The sequence below is a fragment of the Streptacidiphilus albus JL83 genome (genome assembly GCF_000744705.1).
Classification (GTDB): domain Bacteria; phylum Actinomycetota; class Actinomycetes; order Streptomycetales; family Streptomycetaceae; genus Streptacidiphilus; species Streptacidiphilus albus.
Genome location: NZ_JQML01000001.1, coordinates 8,905,946 through 8,923,808, shown reverse-complemented (window position 1 = coordinate 8,923,808; position 17,863 = coordinate 8,905,946). Strand labels below are relative to the sequence as shown.

18 protein-coding genes are annotated in these 17,863 nt (G+C 71.4%); 8 read left to right on the top strand and 10 right to left on the bottom strand.

What is annotated here, in order from left to right; all coding sequences use genetic code 11:
• The first annotated feature begins 164 nt into the window (after nucleotides 1–164).
• On the top strand, nucleotides 165–986 hold the full coding sequence (locus tag BS75_RS38730) for an SAM-dependent methyltransferase (RefSeq protein WP_034091568.1): 822 nt from the start codon (nucleotides 165–167) through the stop codon (nucleotides 984–986).
• A gap of 195 nt (nucleotides 987–1,181) precedes the next feature.
• A complete protein-coding gene (locus BS75_RS48850) occupies nucleotides 1,182–1,361 on the top strand; it encodes a hypothetical protein (RefSeq protein WP_152646337.1) in 180 nt (59 codons plus the stop codon).
• Between the two features lie 179 nt (nucleotides 1,362–1,540).
• Here the strand turns inward: BS75_RS48850 and BS75_RS38725 are convergent, their stop codons facing one another.
• Complete coding sequence (locus tag BS75_RS38725) at nucleotides 1,541–1,762, bottom strand: DUF397 domain-containing protein (protein WP_034091567.1); 222 nt, start codon at nucleotides 1,760–1,762, stop codon at nucleotides 1,541–1,543.
• Nucleotides 1,763–1,765: 3 nt separating this feature from the next.
• Nucleotides 1,766–2,626, bottom strand: coding sequence for a helix-turn-helix domain-containing protein (locus tag BS75_RS38720; protein ID WP_034091566.1), 861 nt, complete (start codon nucleotides 2,624–2,626; stop codon nucleotides 1,766–1,768).
• A gap of 211 nt (nucleotides 2,627–2,837) precedes the next feature.
• On the opposite strand from BS75_RS38720, the gene BS75_RS38715 reads away from it, so the two are divergent.
• The 3 genes from BS75_RS38715 to BS75_RS38705 all read left to right on the top strand — a co-directional run bounded on the left by BS75_RS38715 (nucleotide 2,838) and on the right by BS75_RS38705 (nucleotide 4,845).
• Entirely contained in the window at nucleotides 2,838–3,251 is a 414-nt protein-coding gene (locus tag BS75_RS38715) for an ATP-binding protein (RefSeq protein WP_034091565.1), read from the top strand.
• Nucleotides 3,252–3,803: 552 nt separating this feature from the next.
• The gene (locus tag BS75_RS38710) at nucleotides 3,804–4,067 is read left to right on the top strand and encodes a DUF7848 domain-containing protein (RefSeq protein ID WP_034094647.1); all 264 of its coding nucleotides are present in this window, start codon (nucleotides 3,804–3,806) and stop codon (nucleotides 4,065–4,067) included.
• Between the two features lie 568 nt (nucleotides 4,068–4,635).
• On the top strand, nucleotides 4,636–4,845 hold the full coding sequence (locus BS75_RS38705; RefSeq protein WP_034091564.1) for a hypothetical protein: 210 nt from the start codon (nucleotides 4,636–4,638) through the stop codon (nucleotides 4,843–4,845).
• Nucleotides 4,846–4,929: 84 nt separating this feature from the next.
• Here BS75_RS38705 and BS75_RS38700 read toward each other — a convergent pair whose 3' ends face one another.
• Nucleotides 4,930–6,249, bottom strand: coding sequence for a hypothetical protein (locus BS75_RS38700; RefSeq protein ID WP_034091563.1), 1,320 nt, complete (start codon nucleotides 6,247–6,249; stop codon nucleotides 4,930–4,932).
• Nucleotides 6,250–6,477: 228 nt separating this feature from the next.
• Nucleotides 6,478–7,128 carry a TetR family transcriptional regulator gene (locus BS75_RS38695; RefSeq protein ID WP_034091562.1) on the bottom strand — a complete coding sequence of 217 codons (651 nt, stop codon included), beginning with the start codon at nucleotides 7,126–7,128 and terminating at the stop codon, nucleotides 6,478–6,480.
• Nucleotides 7,129–7,264: 136 nt separating this feature from the next.
• Here BS75_RS38695 and BS75_RS38690 point away from each other — a divergent pair, with 136 nt between their 5' ends.
• Nucleotides 7,265–8,056 (top strand): SDR family NAD(P)-dependent oxidoreductase, encoded by a 792-nt coding sequence (locus BS75_RS38690; RefSeq protein WP_034091561.1) that lies wholly within the window; start codon nucleotides 7,265–7,267, stop codon nucleotides 8,054–8,056.
• A 25-nt stretch (nucleotides 8,057–8,081) separates the two neighbouring features.
• On the opposite strand, the gene BS75_RS38685 is transcribed toward BS75_RS38690, so the two are convergent.
• On the bottom strand, nucleotides 8,082–9,074 hold the full coding sequence (locus BS75_RS38685; protein ID WP_034091560.1) for an Lrp/AsnC family transcriptional regulator: 993 nt from the start codon (nucleotides 9,072–9,074) through the stop codon (nucleotides 8,082–8,084).
• 132 nt (nucleotides 9,075–9,206) lie between these two features.
• On the opposite strand from BS75_RS38685, the gene BS75_RS38680 reads away from it, so the two are divergent.
• On the top strand, nucleotides 9,207–10,286 hold the full coding sequence (locus tag BS75_RS38680; protein WP_042439818.1) for an MDR family NADP-dependent oxidoreductase: 1,080 nt from the start codon (nucleotides 9,207–9,209) through the stop codon (nucleotides 10,284–10,286).
• A gap of 174 nt (nucleotides 10,287–10,460) precedes the next feature.
• Here BS75_RS38680 and BS75_RS38675 read toward each other — a convergent pair whose 3' ends face one another.
• Nucleotides 10,461–10,964 carry an SPW repeat protein gene (locus BS75_RS38675; RefSeq protein ID WP_042439820.1) on the bottom strand — a complete coding sequence of 168 codons (504 nt, stop codon included), beginning with the start codon at nucleotides 10,962–10,964 and terminating at the stop codon, nucleotides 10,461–10,463.
• A gap of 274 nt (nucleotides 10,965–11,238) precedes the next feature.
• Between BS75_RS38675 and BS75_RS38670 the strand changes: the two genes are divergently transcribed.
• Nucleotides 11,239–11,895, top strand: coding sequence for a TetR/AcrR family transcriptional regulator (locus BS75_RS38670; protein ID WP_042439822.1), 657 nt, complete (start codon nucleotides 11,239–11,241; stop codon nucleotides 11,893–11,895).
• Nucleotides 11,896–11,899: 4 nt separating this feature from the next.
• On the opposite strand, the gene BS75_RS38665 is transcribed toward BS75_RS38670, so the two are convergent.
• The 4 genes from BS75_RS38665 to BS75_RS43700 form a co-directional block, all read right to left on the bottom strand.
• Nucleotides 11,900–13,213 carry an MFS transporter gene (locus BS75_RS38665; protein WP_081983039.1) on the bottom strand — a complete coding sequence of 438 codons (1,314 nt, stop codon included), beginning with the start codon at nucleotides 13,211–13,213 and terminating at the stop codon, nucleotides 11,900–11,902.
• A gap of 162 nt (nucleotides 13,214–13,375) precedes the next feature.
• Entirely contained in the window at nucleotides 13,376–14,002 is a 627-nt protein-coding gene (locus tag BS75_RS38660; protein WP_042439823.1) for a TetR/AcrR family transcriptional regulator, read from the bottom strand.
• 55 nt (nucleotides 14,003–14,057) lie between these two features.
• Nucleotides 14,058–16,292, bottom strand: a complete 2,235-nt coding sequence (locus BS75_RS38655) for a GH92 family glycosyl hydrolase (RefSeq protein ID WP_052070261.1) — start codon at nucleotides 16,290–16,292, stop codon at nucleotides 14,058–14,060.
• Between the two features lie 189 nt (nucleotides 16,293–16,481).
• Entirely contained in the window at nucleotides 16,482–17,861 is a 1,380-nt protein-coding gene (locus BS75_RS43700; protein WP_052070259.1) for an ATP-binding SpoIIE family protein phosphatase, read from the bottom strand.
• Nucleotides 17,862–17,863: the final 2 nt, after the last annotated feature.

Below are 17,863 nucleotides of genomic sequence, written 5' to 3'. Positions count from 1 at the left end.
GCCGTCGCCTCCCCCCACGGGCGACGGCGGCGCCGTGTCCACTGCCGGGAGCGCGGCCGGATCGGGCCTGGGTCGAGCTGACATCGCGCCGTTCTCTGTGGTTCAGTTGGATCAACAGTCAACGTGGAGGTTGCCGGGTGGACAGGTCCGAAGCTGGTTCCTGGATGCGGCCAGGTCTGCGCGAGCCGATACCGACGGTCGACCTGCAGACCGACCGCGCGCACTCCGCCCGCGTGTACGACTACATGCTGGGCGGGAAGACCAACTTCGCCGCCGACCGCGAGGCCGGTGACCGGATCGTCGAGGAGTGGCCCGGCTCACGGGCCTCCGCCCGTGCCGCCCGCGCGGTGATGCACCGTCTCACCCGCCGGCTGGCAACGGTGCACGGCGTCCGGCAGTTCCTGGACATCGGCACCGGCATCCCCACCGCGCCCAACCTGCACGAGGTCGCCCAGGACGTCGAACCCGCGTCCCGGGTGGTGTACGTGGACAACGACCCGATCGTGCTCGCCCACGCGCGCGCCCTGCTCACCAGCGCGCCGGAGGGCCGGACCGCCTACATCGACGGCGACCTGCGCCATCCCGGGAAGATCCTCTCCGACCCGGCGCTGCGCGGCACCCTCGACCTGACCCGGCCGGTCGCGCTGACCCTGATCAACCTCGTGCACTTCCTGTCCGACGACGCCGTCCACTCGCTCGTCGAACAGCTGCTGGACGCGCTGCCCAGCGGCAGCTTCCTGGCGCTGACCGCCGGCACCGGCGACTCCGCCCCCGAGCGGGCCGAGGTGGCGTCCCGGCGCTACCGGGAGGCGGGGATCGAGAACCACCTGCGCACCCGCGCCCAGGTGGAACGGTTCTTCGACGGGCTGGAACTGGACGACCCCGGGGTCGTCCTGATCAACCGCTGGCACCCGGAGCTGGACGACGACCCGGTCCTCGGGGACCACGAGGTGATGGCCTACGCGGGCCTCGCCCGCAAGCCGTAGCCGCGCCGCGGCCGGGGATGCCACCACCGGGGTCCCCCTCCGGAGAAACGGCTGCTGGGACAGGTCCGGTTGCCGACCCTGCGCGCAGGCCGGACGACTCGGCGAGGGCGAGGGCTTCTGACCATCGACAGGCTGATCGACCGGGGTCCACGATCGACGCGCCCCCTTCAACTTGCCCATACAAGGAGCCTCGCCTTGGCTGTGCAGTTGCCCAGGGTGCACCGCTGCGTGCGCACCACCCTGGCCAACTTGCTGACGCTGCTGGTACTGGCGGCGCTCGCCAGCGCCAGCGCCGTCGCCGCCACCTCCGGATCGAGCAGCAGCGCGACCGCTGCCCCGCCACCACAACGCTGTCGGCCCCGACCGACTCGGTGATGCAGGGCCAGCAGATCAAGGGGACGTGCGCGGGCACGGCCGCCCGCTCCCGGTGCCGAAGCGCCCCCGCCGGAGGCCACGGCTCTCGAACACAAAAGCATCGGCTGGACGACAGACGCTGAGACACGGCAGGGGCCCACGGCGCAATAGTGCTGCGTCGGGGCCCCTGCTGATCAGGTTCAGGAAGCGGGGAACTCGCCTGCATGCACGCCGGCTATGAAAGCAGCCCACTCCTGCGACGTGAAGCACAGGGCGGGGCCATGCTCGTTCTTGCTGTCACGAATGGCACGCCCACCGTCGGGTAGGGATGCGATCTCCACGCAGTTGCCGTTGGTGCCGGAGAACGAGGACTTCACCCACTCCAGCCCCACCGTCGAAGCGCATTCAATGTATGACTTCATTACCTATACCATTTCCTTGAGGGCGTCCATGATGAGATCGCGGGACTTACTAACATTCGCTGCCGCCATGTTGAGTCGACGGAAAAGCGTGGCATAGGTCTCCACGTCGCCCTCTTCCTCGAAATACAAGGTACTTGTTGGAGATTCGGCGTAGATGATGGAGGTCTCACTCGAACCCGGAAAGCTGATGATGACGAACGGTCCAGACAGGCAAGCATTCATGGGGTCTTCCCGTGGAAGGACCTGAAGCTCGATATTTTGTCGCCGACTGTCAACAATCAGCGCCTCTAGCTGGGCCTTCATCACCTCATCCCCACCGACGCGATGGTACAGGGCGCTCTCGGAAATGATGACCCACAACTGAAGCGGATTCTCTCGCGTGAGAGCCAATCGACGTTCTCGTCTTACGTTGATCTGAGCTTCCACGGCTTCTGCGGTCAGCTCCGGTGTTTGAAGCTGGACAACCGCCCGCGTGTACTCCGCCGTCTGGAGCAGGCCAGGAATGAGATTGGTCTCGACGTTGTACAGCTCGTCCGCGTCCGCCTCGACTGCAACATACGCGGCATAGGCCGAATCTACGGCATTGGCGTAGCGTGACCACCAGCCCTTTTGCTTTGATTCGCGGGCGAGAAGCTCTATTTCTGCGCGACCGCTCGGGTCCACGACACCGTAGGCGTCGAGCAAGGCCCGGAGATCCGGAAGCCTGATACCCGACTGGGCGTTCTCGATGCGGCCGATCTTCGACTCGGCCGACCCGAGCACAGCGGCCGAATCAGCGTGGGTCATGCCTGCTGCGACTCGCAACTCCCGAAGGCGTCTGGCCAAGCGCCGCTGACGGATCGTCGGACTGTTGTTGATGGGCATCCAGCGCTCGTCTCTCCCAACGGGCTTGCAGGTCAAGTGTGCCGCTCGCCGACAGCAACGGCAACAGTGTATTGGGTCTCCCCAAAGTAGGGACTTGACACTTTGGCAGTAGCAAGGTGCAGACTACCCACTGTGGCGACGCACCGTCAGATCCTGATGGCTTCGCCTCCCGGTTGCACGGCGACCTAACCCACGCCAAGGGGGTAAGAGCATGCCTGTCCCGAGAACGGAGCACGTCCGGTATCGCCGGTTTCGCCCGGCCGTCAAGGTAGCTCGTGCAAGGGCGCGCGATGTTGCCCGCCGCTGGGGCCTGGACGAGCTGGCTGATGATCTGGAAACGATCATCGGCGAGTTAGTCGCGAACGCTGTGGTGCACGGTCGAGCCACCAGAGGTAGTCGGGTGACGGTGACGTACCGCTTGATCAATCAGCGATTGATGGTCGAGGTGCGTGACTGGGCAACTGGTGTGGTCAATATCCAACAGCCCGCCGACCCGGACGAGGGGTTCGAAGAGGGCGGTAGGGGGCTGGCCATAGTCAGTGCGCTGAGTTACCGGTGGGGGGTCATCCCACGCGTGATCGGAAAGACCGTCTGGTGCGAGTTGGAAGCCACGCGAAGCGGCTGACCAGTGCAACTGACGTGCGGGCCCCCATGGCGACCGATTCGGGGCAAGGGTCGCGGCGCGGATTCTTGTACAGCTGGACAAGATCGAGTTCGGCGCGAGAGCAAGAGGAGACAGGGAGTGAGGACGTTCTTACGCCACAAGCGGTGGCCCCTGGCGATGGGCGCTGGGTCTGACGCAGACCTGCTGCAGCACTACCGCTTGGAAGGCGACGGGTTCGGCACGGCGGATGTCAGCAGGCGTTCGGGGGCGGGGCTGTGAGCGAGGTGCGGGTACCGACACGTAGGGACTCGTATCGGCCTCCGTGGTTCTCGGACTCGTTCGACTACGGGTTCCCGCTGCCGGCTCCGGTGGCGGTGCGCGGGTGTGAGGTGTGTGCCGGCATGGCGGCGACCTTGGCGGGAATCGTCGGAGATGCGTCGGGGGCTGCGGATGTACGAGTGCTGATGCGGCGTCATCTGCGTGCCGCGCACAGGTAGGTAGTCACTCGCCCTGGTGGGCTCCGAGTAGCGAGAGGTATTGGATCTTGAGCCGGCTAGTTGTGGGGTGTCCGGGATGGGGCTGACGAGGACGTTTCGGTTTCGTCGGTTCGACCTGCACCCCGATCCGACGGCGTCGCCGTTGTGGGGGGCGGTGTGCGTGACCCATTCGGATCCCGCTGACGACGATGCCCCGGAGTGCGGTGCGCTGTCGGGTGACTGGGACACCGAGGCGAGGGCGAACCAGTGGATCGCGGAGCACATGCGGGACACGGGTCATGCCAACTACCAGTACATTCAGCGCTCCTACGTGAACGCGGTGCCGGGTGAGTGGCTGTGAGCGGTGAGCCGTCCGCGCGTGAGGTGGAGTTGTAGTTGCGGGCGGCGAGGATCGCTACGGCGTTCGCTCCCGCTCGCGGGGTGCGTGAGGTCCTGGCGCGGAGGCTGCCGCGTGAGGGTCTTCGGTACGTGCCTCCTGTGGCCGAGCCGGCTTTGATCGGGCGTCGGCCTTCGTGATCCGGGCTGTGCCCGGTTGTTGATCTCCCGTTCCGGACGGTGTCTTTCTCCCTTCGCCGTCCCGGGGCGGGTTCCCGGGGACCTCGGCCCCCCGTGCGGCCTCCCCTTCGTGGCGGCCGGGCCGGGGTCCCCTCTCCTCTCCCCCTCTTTCTCTTTGCCGGCGTGCTGTGGCGGCGTGATCGGCCTGTGCTTGACGGATCGGTGGTGTGCAGTGGATTTCGATTTCGTGGGCGATCCCCGGATGGACCCTGGTGAGGACTCCTCGTCCTTCGTCGCGAGGATGCTGGACTTCTCGTTGGGCGGGGTGGTGAACGCGTTGGCGGGCGGGCGGGACAACTGCGAGCTGCACCGCACGTTCGCTCGGGAGTTGGAGGAGGTGGCTCCGGGCGCGGGTGCGGCTGCGCGGGCGGCGTTGGCGTTCCGGCAGGACGCAGCGCAGGTCGCTGCAGTTCGGCCGGGGTCCGGCCGGGTTCCCCAAGGGCAACGTCCAGCTGCAGGCGGCGACCATCGCCCAGGAGTTCCTGACCACCCAGCAGGAGGTGGCCAGGAACCCCGGCCCGCAGGTGCCCAGCGGGGCGCAGACCATGCCCACCCAGGGCTGACCGGCACCGCGCAGCGGGCTCCCGGCCGACCGGAGCGGTCGGCCGGGAGCCCGTCGGCCGTGTCCCGGCAGAACTGCGGGACCGCTACTTCTTGGTGCGCGCGTTCTGCAGCATCAGGGCACTGGCGAACCGGTCGTCGGCCCCGGTCGTCCCCGTGGGGAAGTCCGCGCTCATGAACGTCTGGTAGTCGCCGGGCTGGAACTGGGCCATCAGCAGCCAGCCGCTGCGGACGTAGTTGGTGGGCGCGCTGTTGCCGGAGCCGTTGCTGCCGTCGACGCGTCCGGCGTACTTCTGCTTGCCCTTGGTCATCACGTCCACGAAGGTGTTCGCGAACGGCGCCATCATCGCCGGGGTGATGTGGTAGCGGCCGGACTGGTAGGCCAGGTAGAGGCCGGCCAGGTCCAGGCTGCCGTGGTCGTTGTCCTCCAGGTCGCCGGTCCCGGCGGCGTAGTCCCAGCTGTACGCCTTCCGGCCGGCGTGGTCGGTGTAGGAGTGCACCTGCGAGAAGAACCAGTTGACGCTGGTCTGCACCAGGCCGTCGTAGCGCTTGACCCGCTGCGGACTGTCGCCGAGGATCTGGTGGTCGATCGCCAGGTTCTGGAAGGCGTAGTCGAACATCATCTGCTGGTTCCACGGCACGGCCTGGCCGCCCTTGTAGGGCGAGTCGGCCGCGAAGTACTGGCGGTTCCCGTTGGAGACGTTCAGCAGTCGGCCCAGGACCTGCTTGTCCACGGAGTAGTCGGCCTGGCTGATGAAGGTCTTGGCCCGCTGGAGGTAGGTGGCCCCGTAACCGTGCGGGTCGCCGATGGTCACCCGCTGGTGCCAGAGCGAGGGCGTCTGCAGGATCAGCCGGGCACAGTTCGCGAGGTGCCCGACCGAGTCGCCCTGCTCGCCACCGGTGCTGACGGGCTTGGTCGCGACCTCGTTCGGCCACGCGGGTCCGACCTTGCCGGTCCACAGCACGTGCTGGCCGACCGGGGCGGGCGCGAGGTCGTCGCGCTCGGACAGGTCCGCGTCGCAGAAGCCGATCATCCGGTCGAGCACCGCCCGGTTGCCGGAGACCTGGTAGACCTCGCCCATGGCCTCGGTGTCCTGGCCGCTGTGCCCCTGCGCCCACTGGTTGCCGATGTTGTCGGCGGCCGGGGTGAGGTTCTTGATGTAGGCCGCGAAGGAGGCGACCTCGCTGGAGGTGACCGGGCCGTTCAGACTGCTGAACTTCAGCACCGGGGCGGCGTTCGACACCGTCTTGGCCGGCGCCGCCTTGGCCGGACCGGGCGATGCCGGTCCGGGCGACAGCGGCCCGGGCGCCCTCGAACCGGCCGAGGCGACGCCGCCGACCAGCAGCGCACCGGCGCTCAGGCAGGCCACCGCGGTGGCTCCGATCAGGACCTTGGTACGTTTCAATGCGGACCTCCTGGGCAACGGCCGGGTCCTCCGGCCGTGCTGATCCGTCGTCGGGAACAGGCCGTGGACGCTCGTCCGCCGGCCGGCCGGCCCACCGGGCCGACGCCTGGGTTGACGTCCCCGGCAGCGGCAGGGTTCACCCGGCCCGGGTTCCGGGCGTGGCGACCATCGAACGGAGGGCTCCGTTCAGTTCCGGGCGTTCAGTTCCGGGCGTTCAGTTCCGGGCGGTCAGTTCCGGGCGGTCCACGCCAGCAGCCGGCGCAGGCACTGCTCGGCCAGCGCCGCCGGGCCCTTCGGTCCGTCGGCCGGCTCGTCGGTGGCGGCCCACTCCTCCAGCGCCAGCCGGATCGCGTCGGTGGCCCCGGCCGAGACCATCTTGAGCTCCAGCTCGGTCAGGCCCCCGAGCCCGCTCAACGACCGCAGCACCGGCGGCAGTTGCTCCTCCGACTCCTGGTTCACCCGGTACCAGACCGCGCGCAGCGCCGGGTCGGCCGCAGCGGCGCGCAGCAGTCCGCGGACGCTGTCCATCGCCGCCACCCCGGCCGCGCCCACCGGGGTCAGCGAGGTCCGCGCCGCGCGGACCAGCGCTTCCTCGATGTCTGCGCCGGGGAGTTCGGCCGCCTGCGCCGCCAGCAGCTCCCGCCAGCGCGCGCCACCGGTGCTGAGCAACGGCGAGACGGCGTCCTCCTTGTTGCGGAAGTAGCGGTAGAAGGTCCGCAGCGCGATGCCCGCGCGCAGCGCGATGTCCTCGGCAGTGGTGGCCTCGGGGCCGCGCTCGGCGAACAGTTCGGCCGCGGCGGAGGCGATGTCGAGCTGGGTCGCCGCCTTGCGGCGTTCGGTCAGGCTCTGCTGCTGGGGCGCGGTGCGGGGGGTGCTCACGGAGCGATTCTATGCAGCCACTGCCGACCGTGCCCAATGTGCACGTGGTGCACAGGTGGCAAAGTGTGCCATTCGGGCGTACCGTGACAGTGGTCGGCGCGGACGTCGACCAGCCAGTGAGTGAACGGAGCAGGAAATGAACCGCTACGACAATCGCCGTGTCCTGATCACCGGTGGCGGCTCCGGCATCGGCCAGGCCACGGTGGTGCGGGTGCTGGCCGAGGGCGGGCACGTCGTCGCCGCCGACGTCGACACGGCCGGACTGGCCGCCACCCGCGAACTGGCCACCACCGCCGGCACCGCGGCCCGGCTGCACACGGTCCCGGTCGACATCGCCGACGAGGGCTCGGTACGCGAGGCCGTCGCCGCCGCCGTCGCCGCCCTCGGCGGGCTGGACCTGCTGGTGAACGCGGCCGGCATCCTCCGCTCCTCGCACACCCACGAGACCAGCCTGGAGTTCTTCAACAAGGTCATCACGGTCAACCTGACCGGCACCTTCCTGATGATCCGCGAGGCGATCCCGGCGCTGCTCCGGGGCGACGCCCCGGCCGTGGTCAACTTCAGCTCCACCTCGGCGACCTTCGCCCACCCGTACATGGCCGCCTACGCGGCCAGCAAGGGCGGCATCCAGTCGATGACCCACGCCCTCGCCGCCGAGTACAGCAAGCAGGGCATCCGCTTCGTGGCGGTCGCGCCGGGCTCGATCTCCAGCGGCATGACCGACGGCAGCGGCTCCAGCAAGCAGAACGTCGGCCCGGGCCTGCCCGAGGACGCGGACTACTCGCTGTTCGCGAAGCTGTCCCCGGCCCTGGGTCAGGGCTTCGCCGGACCGGAGGCGGTCGCCGGTGTGGTGGCGATGCTCGGCTCGCAGGACGGCTCCTTCATCACCGGCACCGAGATCCGGATAGACGGCGGCACCCACTACTGAGCTGTTCCGGCACCGTGACCGGCCGTCAGCCGGCCGGGGCGGGCCGGTCCACCGCGCCGGCCCGTTTGACGGTCCGGATGATCGGGGCGGTCTCGACGGCGCGGATGCCCGGCAGCAGTCCGATCCGGTCGGCCAGGTAGTCGTACAGGGCGTAGACGTCCGGGCAGAGGACCGAGGCGAGGAGATTGGTGGGGCCGGTGGTGGCGGCGGCGAAGGACACCTCCGGATGCTCGGCCAGCGCCCGGCCGGCGGTGGCCAACAGGGTGGGGTCGACCGTGATCCACAGCAGCGCCGGGCTGGCGTAGCCGAGCGCCCGGTCGTCGATGTCGATGTCGAAGTAGAGCCCGCCGCCTGCCCGCAGCGCGGCGATCCGACGGCGCACCGTCGCCTCGTGCCAGCCGGTGGCCGCCGCCAGCGCGGCATAGCCGGCCCGGCCGTCGCGGGCCAGCTCGGCCAGCAGCGCCCGGTCCGCCTCCTCCGGCTCCACCGGCTCCTGCCGCTCGGCCGGGCCGGGGGCAGCGGCCGGGCCGTCCGGGGACGCCAGCCGGGCGGTCTGCTCCTCGGACAGCGCCGAGGCGGCCCCCCGCCAGCCGGTCGGCCCGCCGAAGTAGGTGTGGATGACGCAGTAGGCACTGATCGCGGTCACCGGGCGGGTGGCCGGGAGCCTGTCGAGCAGCAGCGCGTCGCGGTTGGCCTCGCTGTCGGCGTGGACATTGCAGACCACCTCGGTACCGCCGGAGGCCAGCCGGACCCAGTGGGTGTCCTCGCGCCGGGCGAGCGCCTGGGCGATGGCGCCCGACGAGCCCGGCGCGCACTGCAGCCGGATCACCCATTCCACGTGCCCCAGCCGACGGGCGTTCAGCCGGCCGAGCACCCGCAGCGTGCCGGCCTGGCGCAGCCGGCTGTAGCGGCGGGCGACGGTCTGGTCGGAGACGCCCAGCACCTCGGCGATCCGGCTGAACGGCGCGCGGCCGTCGACGTACAGGGCATGGACGAGCTGACGGTCGAGGGAATCCACGCGTCAACACGCTACCGGTGTCGAAAGGCGACGCCGCGAGGCCGCTGCCTGGAACGGCCTCGCGGCGTCGACGATCGTGGGACCCGGCCCCGAGCGGCCACCGACCTCTCCGCCCAGCCGAGGAGCAGCAACGTGTCCACCACTCCGTCCCTTCCGCGCCCCGGTTCCCTTCCGCAGAGCAGTCCCCTGCCGCAGACCGGTCGCGAGGTCCGCCTCGTCTCCCGTCCCGAGGGCCTGCCCTCGGCCGAGAACTTCGCCGTGGTCGAGGTCCCACTGCCGCGGCCGGGGACCGACCGGGTGCTGGTGCGCAACCTCTTCTTCCGGGTCTCCGCCTCCTTGCGGATGATGATCAGCCAGGGCGCCGCGGAGGTCGAGGGGGTGCCCTTCCCCGCGCTCTCCCCCGGCGACACCCTGGCCGAGGAGGCGGTCGGCGAGATCGTCTCGGCTCCTCCCGGCAGCGGGCTGCACCCGGGCGACCTGGTCTCGCACTACCTGGGCTGGCGCGAGTACGCGGCCCCGACCCCGGCCGAATGCCGGCTGCTGGCCACGGACCTGCCGGACCCGGTCGCCCACCTGGGCCACGGCTGGACCGCCTACGCGGCGCTGACCCGGGGGGTGCGCATCCACCCCGGCGACACCGTGTTCGTCTCCGCCGGCGGCAGCGCCATCGGCTCCATGGCCGGACAGATCGCCCGGCTGCTCGGCGCCGGCCGGGTGATCGGCAGCACCGGCTCGGTCGGCAAGGCCGAACGTCTGGTCCACGAGCTCGGCTACGACGCGGCGGTGGTCCGGGGCACGGCGGTGCCGCTGGCCGAGCAGTTGGCCGCGGCCGCGCCCGAGGGGATCGACGTCTTCCTGGACAGCGTCGGCGGCGAGCAGTTGCAGGCGGCGCAGACCGCCGCCCGGGAGGGCGCGCGCTTCCTGCTGACCGGGGCCCTGTCCGGGCAGTTGGCCGCGACCGGCACCGGTCGGACCGCCCCGGTGGAGCTGGACAGCTTCCAGATCCTGCTGAAGCGGATCAGCATCCGCGGCTACAGCGCCGACGACGACCCCGAGGTCCGCCCGGAGTGGGAGCAGCGGTTCGGCGAGTGGCTGCGCTCGGGCGGGATCAGCTTCCCCCATGTCCGGGTGGCCGGCCTCGACCGCGCGCCGGACGCTCTGTTGGACGTCATCGCCGGACGCCACCTGGGCACGGTCGTCGTCGAACTCTGACCGTCGAACTCTGACCGTCGACCTCCGACCGTCGAGCTCCGACCGTCGACCTCCGACCCAGGCCTGCCGACCCCGGCCCGGCGGTCGCCGCCCACGCCGCCGGCCCGGGCCCGCCAGGGCGGGGCCGGGCCGACGACTGCTGTGGGGCGGTGGGCCGGTGGGCCGGTGGGGCGGTCAGCTCGACGGATGGGCGCTGCTCATCGTGGGAACGTTTCTCCGCGCCGCCATGGCGGTGGCCATCCGGATGCCCGCCGTGGCGCAGCCGAGCAGCACGACTACGGCGCCGACCAGGACGTTGTTCCAGATCATGCCGGTGGTGGGGTGGTGGCCGACGGTGGCGACCCAGGGGGTGACGATCAGCCAGACGCCGGCGGCGGCGCAGGCCCAGCCGAGGCGGCCCATCCGCTCCGGCGCCATGGTGAGGCCGAGCCCGAATGCGGCGACGGCGAGTCCGACGATCAGATTGCTGGTCCGCAGATCCGGGTTGGACGCGCTGAAGTGCACGATCCACGGCGACACGGCCGCATACAGGCCGGTCAGCAGGATCATCCCGTCGAGTGCGCTGTCCTGCCGTCCGCGCAGCAGGCGCTCGTACCGCTCCCGCATCTCGGGGAGGTCCGGGTGGCGGTTGATGTCGTGCAGAGGTGTTGAGGTGGGATGCTCCGAGATGTCGGACATAACAGTCGCTTCCTCCCTGTAAGGGGACAATCCGTCATCTGTCATCTGCGGTACCCATCTACGGCCGGGGCACACTCGATCAACGAGTCTTGACCATATTGTGATAAATGCAACCATTGGCCGAATGGTGACCGTAACCGGAACGTGATCCCGGGCCGCCCCTGATAGAAACAAACCAGAACGCCCAGTCAAACTTGGATCGCGATACAATATTGCCATGGTGACTATGCGGGTCGACACGGCGCTGCCTCCCGCCGTGCGAACAGGATCAGACATGGACGATGCACAGGCCGTGGCCGGGGCGCAGCCGCTCGGCCGGCGCGAGCGCAACAAACTGCGGGTCAAGAGTCGGCTGTACGACTCCGCGCTCCAGCTCTTCACCGAGAAGGGCTACGAGCAGACCTCCGTCGACGAGATCGCCGAGGCCGCGGACGTGGCCCGAGGAACCTTCTTCAACCACTTCCAGCGGAAGGAGGACCTCATCGCCGCCTGGGGCGAGAGCCGGCGTGAGTACCTCCGCCGCGGACTCGCCGCCACGGACGTCGAGGAGGGGACCAGTCTGCAGAGCCGGCTGGAGCTGTGCATGGGGCTGCTGGCGAGGATCAACACCGAGGAGCGGGCGGTCACCCGGGCCATGCTCACCGCCTGGGTGAAGGCGGGGCGACCGCTGTACGAGGAGCCCTACGCCGGCGAGCTCTTCGCCGGCGCCGTCGAGACGGCCCAGCGGCGCGGCGAGATCGCGCCGACCGTCGATCCGCTCCGCGTCGGCAACCTGCTCCGCGACGCCTACCTAGGCACGCTCTACCGGTGGACCCAGCTCCCCGAGGGCGAGTTCCACCTGGACGCCGAGCTCCGCGCCATCACCGACATCGTGCTCACCGGCATCGCCGGGGCCGGGGCGGCCGACGCCGGCCGCGACAGCCGCGACTGACTGCTCAGCCGCGCCCGGAACCCGCCTCCTGCCGCTCGGCCCGGCCGTCCTCGACGGCCGGGACCGGCGCGGGGGCGGGGACGGTGGCGGTGGCGGTGGCAGGGCCCGTCGCCGTCGGCCGACGGAACTCGGTGAGGTAGTAGCCACCGGTGACCGCCAGCACGGCGGCGGCCAGGGACGCGGCGGCGGCGAACCCGCCGCCGGTGTAGAGGGCCGCGCCGAGGGCCGAGCCGAGCGCGCCGCCGAGGTAGAACGTGGTCATGAACACCCCGTTCAGCCGGCTCCGCTGCTCCGCCCCCAGCGAGAACAGCGCCCGCTGGCCCATCGTCAGGTTGCCGGTGACGCCGAAGTCCAGCGCCACCGCGGAGACCGTCAGCAGGGCGACGGCGGCCGTCGAGCCGACCGGGGCGAGGAAGGGCAGCCCGAACGCGGTCAGCGCCAGGGCCAGGCCGATGCCGGTCACGGGCCGGGTCCGGCCCCGGTCGGCCACCCGGCCGGCGATCGGCGCGGCGATCGCGCCGGCCACGCCGGCCAGGGCGAAGGCGGCGACCCCGCCCTGGCCGAAGCCGAAGTGCTGGGTCAGGTAGAGCGGGGTGACCGTCCAGAAGAGGCTGAAGGAGCCGAACAGCGCCGTCTGGTAGAGCGTCCGCCGACGCAGCAGCGGCGTGCTGCGGACCAGGCGCGGCATCGAGGCCAGCAGCTGCCCGTAGTGGATGCCGCGGGCGGGGTGACGGGTCGGCAGCACCCGGTGCAGGACGGCCATCAGCAGCAGCATCACGACCGCGGCGACGGCGAACACCAGGTGCCAGGAGCCGGTCTCCGCGAGCACGCTGGAGATGGGCCGGGCCAGCATCACGCCCAGCATCAGCCCGCTGGTCACCGTCCCCAGCGCACGCCCCCGGTTCGCCTCCGAGGCGAGGTGGGAGGCGAAGGGCACGAAGATCTGGACGGCGACCGATCCCAGCCCGATCAGCAGCGAGGCGAGCAGGAACCAGCCGAGACCGGTGACGAAGGTGGCCATGACCAGGCCGACGACGGCGAGCGAGGTCACCGACACGCCCAGCCGGCGGTTCTCCACCAGGTCGCCCAGCGGGACCACCAGGACCAGGGCGAGCACATAGCCGAGCTGGGTCAGGGTGACGACCAGTCCGGAGGTGGCGGTGGAGGTGTGGAAGTCATGGGCGATCAGCCCGACCAGCGGCTGGGCGTAGTAGAGATTGGCGGCCAGCAGGCCCACGGCGGTCGCCAGCAGGAAGAACACCCAACGCGGCGCCTCCTCCGCAGGCTCGGTCGCGGGTATGCGGGGCTGAGTCGACATGACGATCCCTAGGTTCGGTGGTGCGCGGCGCAGAAGGAGTGGCGGATCGCGACCGACAGGTCACGACAGAGGTTCACGACAAAGGGTCACGACAGACGGGTCACGACAGGCGGGTCACGGCGGTTCGGGTCACCGCACCGGGCTCAGGTCACCGCACCGGGCTCAGGTCAGCAGGGTCAGGGCGACCGACACGACCGAGGCCATCGCCTCCGGCGCGGGGCCGGTCTTCCCCACCACCCGCATCCCCTGGGTGAGACAGAGCAGGGTGGCGGCCACCGCGCCGCTGTCCACGTCGGTCCGGACGGAGCCGTCGGCCCGGCCGAGCTCGATCAGCTCGACCAGCATGGCCCGGCGACGCTCCAGCACCCGGGTCGCCACCTCGCCGATCCCGGCCTCCCGGGCGCCGATGCCGACGGTCGTCTCCACGACCAGACAGCCCTCGTGCCCGGCGAGGCCGCTGGAGAGGTCGGCGATGAACTCCAGGACCGCACGGAGCTTGTCGAGCCCGGTCGTCCCGGTGTCCATCCGCTCGCGGAGTTCGGCCTCCCGCTGACTGGACTGCCACTCCAGCGAGGCCCGGTACATGGCGTCCTTGTCGGCGAACGCCTTGTAGAGGCTCCCCGTGGTGAGACCGGTCGCCCCGGCGAGGTCCATGATCGAGGTGCCGTGCAGTCCGCGTTCGCAGAACACCTGGACGGATGCGCGCAGCACCTGGTCCAGGTCGTAGGCGCGCGGACGCCCGCGCTGCGCCCTGCCCGTTGCCGCCCCGGTCCCCGCCCCTTGCTCCATGGGTTGATTATGGGAGCAAACATTCTCCAAATCAACCGGCTTTTTCCGTGCCGGCTCAGCCCAGCACCGGCGGCGCGTCGGCCGGGTCCGTGCCCCAGCCCGGGTCGGGTGCGGCGGCCAGGATGAAATCCAGTCGCCCGGTCCGCGCCGGGTCGATCCAGGTGCGGGTGCTCGGCACCCCGTCGCGGGCCAGGGCACTGACGAAGCGTCCGCTGCCGGTGGTCGTCAGCACCAGGTCAGGACGGCCCGGGCGGTGCACCACGGCGCGCGGGAACAACGGCGTCGAGAGCGCCAGCAGCGGCGCACCGGCCGTCTCCGGGTAGAGGCCGAGCGCGGCCCAGACGTACCAGGAGCTCATCGCCCCCAGGTCGTCGTTGCCCGGTTCGCCGCCCGGGGTCGGCGAGTAGAGCTGGTCCATGATCGAGCGGACCACTGCCTGGGTCCGGTCCGGGCGGCCGGTGCTGTCGTAGATCCAGGGGGTGGCGAAGCCGGGTTCGTTGCCCTGCCAGTGGTAGGGCCGGCCGGGACCGGCGTTGAGCTGGGTGAAGTAGGTGTCCAGCCGGGCGGTGGCGGCCCCGGGCCCGCCGACGGCGGCGATCAGGGCCGGCAGGTCCTGGGTGACCATCCAGGTGTACTGCGCGGCGTTGCCCTCGGCGAATCCGCTCTGCTCGTGGCCGTCGCGGACGTCGACCGGCGGCCCGGCCGGAAAGGCGCCGTCGGCGTCGCGCGGGCGGATGTAGCCGGTGGCCGGGTCGAAGAGGTTGGCCCAGTTGTGCGAACGGGTCCGGAAGCGCTGCGCGGTGGCGCCGTCGCCCAGCTCGGCGGCGAGCCGCGAGACGGCGAAGTCGGCGGCGGCGTACTCCAGCGTCGTCGACGCGCTGTGCCTGATCGCGGCGGGCGGCGGCGGGCCCGGCGGGGCGGTGTCGGTGGGGGCGCGGTCCGCCGGGGCGCGCCCGGTGGGCGCGCCGGGAGCGGGGGCGGGCACCGTGCTGGGCACATAGCCGCGCGTCAGGTACTCGGCGCCCCAGGGGCGTTCGATGTACCAGCCCTGGCCCGGCGGCTGCGGCGGGTCCTCGGCGCCGTGCACCATCAGCCGGAGCGCGGAGCGGGCGTCGAAGCCGTGGTCGCCGAAGGCGTAGACGTCGGCCAGTACCGGGTCCGCCGCGTCGCCGCTCATCTCCGCGGTGTAGCCGTTCGCCACCGGCCACTTCGGCAGCCAGCCGCCCTGGTCGGCGTCGTTGAGCAGCGAGGTGGCCATGTCGTCGGCCCGGTCGGGGACGGTCATGGCGAGCAGCGGCATCTCGCACCGGTAGATGTCCCAGCCGGAGAAGTCCGCGTACTGGGTGTGCCCGGGCGCGGTGCGGTGGACCTGCCCGTCGAAGCCCGGGTAGCGGCCGTCCGCGTCGTTGAAGACGCCGGGGTGCAGCAGCGAGTGGTAGAGCGCGGTGTAGAAGGTGGAGCGCTGGTCGCGGGTGCCGCCGGCCACCGTCACCGAGGCCAGTTGCCGGTTCCACCGGTCCTGTTCCCGGGCGGCGACCTGGTCCAGGTCCCAGCTGTCGGCCTCGGCCTCCAGGTTGCCCAGGGCGCCGTCGGCGCTGACGTAGGAGACGGCGGACTTCATCCGGACGGTGCCGTCGGCGTCCGGGTCGAAACTCAGCGTGGCGCCCGCCGTGGTGCCCGGCCACTGGTCGACGGCGCCGATCGGACGGTCGAAGCGGGCCGCGAAGTAGATGGTGTAACGGTTCCGGCTGCCGCAGAAGCCGCCGCTGGTGACCTGGCCGGTGATCTCCCGGTCGCCGACGGCGCGGACCAGGCCGTCGGAGTCGCGGGTGGCCCCGCCGTCCACCTTCACCAGCAGGTGCGCGGCCCGCCCCCGGGGGTAGTGGAAGCGGGCGATGCCGGTGCGCACGGTGGTGCTGAGCTCGGTCCTGACCTGACCGGCCGTCACCGCGTAGTAGCCGGGCCGGGCGCTCTCGCTGTCGTGCCGGAACTGCGCCGTCGCCCGTTCCGGTGCGGCCGGGACGTCACCGGCGACCGGCAGGAAGGGCACGTCCCCGGCGACCGGGCAGCCGGGGCCCGACAGGTGGGTGAGGCTGAAGCCGGTGAGCGCGGAGTCCGCGTAGTCGTAACCGCCGCCCTGGGGACGGGAGGTGGTGTCCGGGCTCCACTGCACCATGCCGAAGGGGGCCGAAGCGCCGGGGAAGGCGTTGATCCGGCCGACCCACCGGCCGCCGCTGCCGGTGCCGACGAACGGGTCGACCAGCGCCGCCGGCGGCTCCGTGTCGAGCACGACGGCCCGAGCGGCGCTCCGGGGGGCGGCCCGGGGGCGGCGTAGGCCCGGCCGACCCGCAGCGCTCCCGGTCCGCCCCCGCTCAGCACCGCCGCACCGGCCACCGCCGCGGTCACCGCGCCCGCGACCCAGGCACGCGCCCGGTTGCCACCCCGCACGTCAGCACCTCGTCCCCGCTCGGTTCGCACGCTAGGTCCGTTCCTGGTCGACCGGCCGGGCGACCGGAAGGGCCTGCTCGGTCCAGATGGTCTTGCCGCGTCCCGCCGCGCGGTGCCCCCAGCCCTGGGTGACCTGGGCGATGATGTACAGCCCGCGGCCGCCCTCGTCGGAGTCGTCGGCGCGGCGCAGCTGCGGGGCCGTCGCCGCGTCGTCGGTGACCTCGCAGATCAGCGCCCGGTCCCGGATCATGCGCAGCAGCACCGGGCCGGTCGAGTAGCGCACGGCGTTGGTGACCAGCTCGCTGACCACCAGTTCGGTCGCGAAGCAGAGCCCGTGCAGCCCCCAGCGGTCGAGCTGTTCGGCGGTCAGCTTCCGGGCGAGGGCCACCGCCGTCAGGTCGTTGGGCAGGGTCCAGGCCGCCAGCTGGTCGGGGCCCAGCACCCGGGTGCGGGCCATCAGCAGCACCGCGTCGTGCCCGTCGCCGACGGCGGCGCGGGTGCCGAGGACGGCGTTGCACACCTCCTGCAGCGGCCGGTCGCCCGTGGCCAGCGCGGCCAGCAGCCGGTCGACTCGCTCCTGCCGGGTGTTCTCCAGCAGCAGCGCCGCGTTGTAGAGGGTGATCACCGTCCCCTCCGGCAGCCTGCGCACGACGGTCGTGTAGTCGGGTACGCCCTCGCCCAGCGTCCGGCCCTCGGGGACGTCGATCACCTCGGTCCTGCCCTCCGGGGTGACGATCGCCGGGGACGGCTGGTCCCCGGCGCGGGCCATCGCGTAGGTCCGGGCGATCGGGTCGTAGACCGTGTACAGGCAGGTCGCCCGCCAGAGCGGCGCGTCCGTCCCGCTCCCGGCGGCCCGCTTCCGCTCGCCGCCGAGCCGGGTGACCAGGTCGTGCAGCCGGGCGAGCAGCTCGCCGGGCTGCAGGTCGAGGGCGGACAGGGCACGGATCGCCGCCCGCAGCTCCCCCATGGCCGCCGCCGCGCGGATGCTCCGCCCGGAGGTGGAGCCGGTCACCAGGGCGACCCGCGCCCCGGAGAGCTGGATGACGTCGAACCAGTCCCCGCCGGTGCCCGTCGGCAGGTAGCTGTAGGCGGTCTCCACGGCGGAGTGCTCGGAGACCTCGGCGGGCCGCAGGCTCAGCCGCAGGATCCGGGCGGCCGACAGCTCCTGGGTGTGCAGCCGGGCGTTGTCCAGACAGAGCGCGGCCCGCGCGGCCAGCTGTTCGGCGAGGACCAGGTCGGCGTCCTCGAACGGGATCGCGGTCTCGTGCCGGTACAGGCAGAGCACCCCCAGCACGCTGCCGCGCGCGACGAGCGGTACCGCGATCAGCGAGCCGAGCCCGGCCTCCAGCAGCAGTCGGACCTGTTCGGGTTCGGCCGCGAGCCACTCGGTCTCCCGTTCCAGCCGGCGCACCA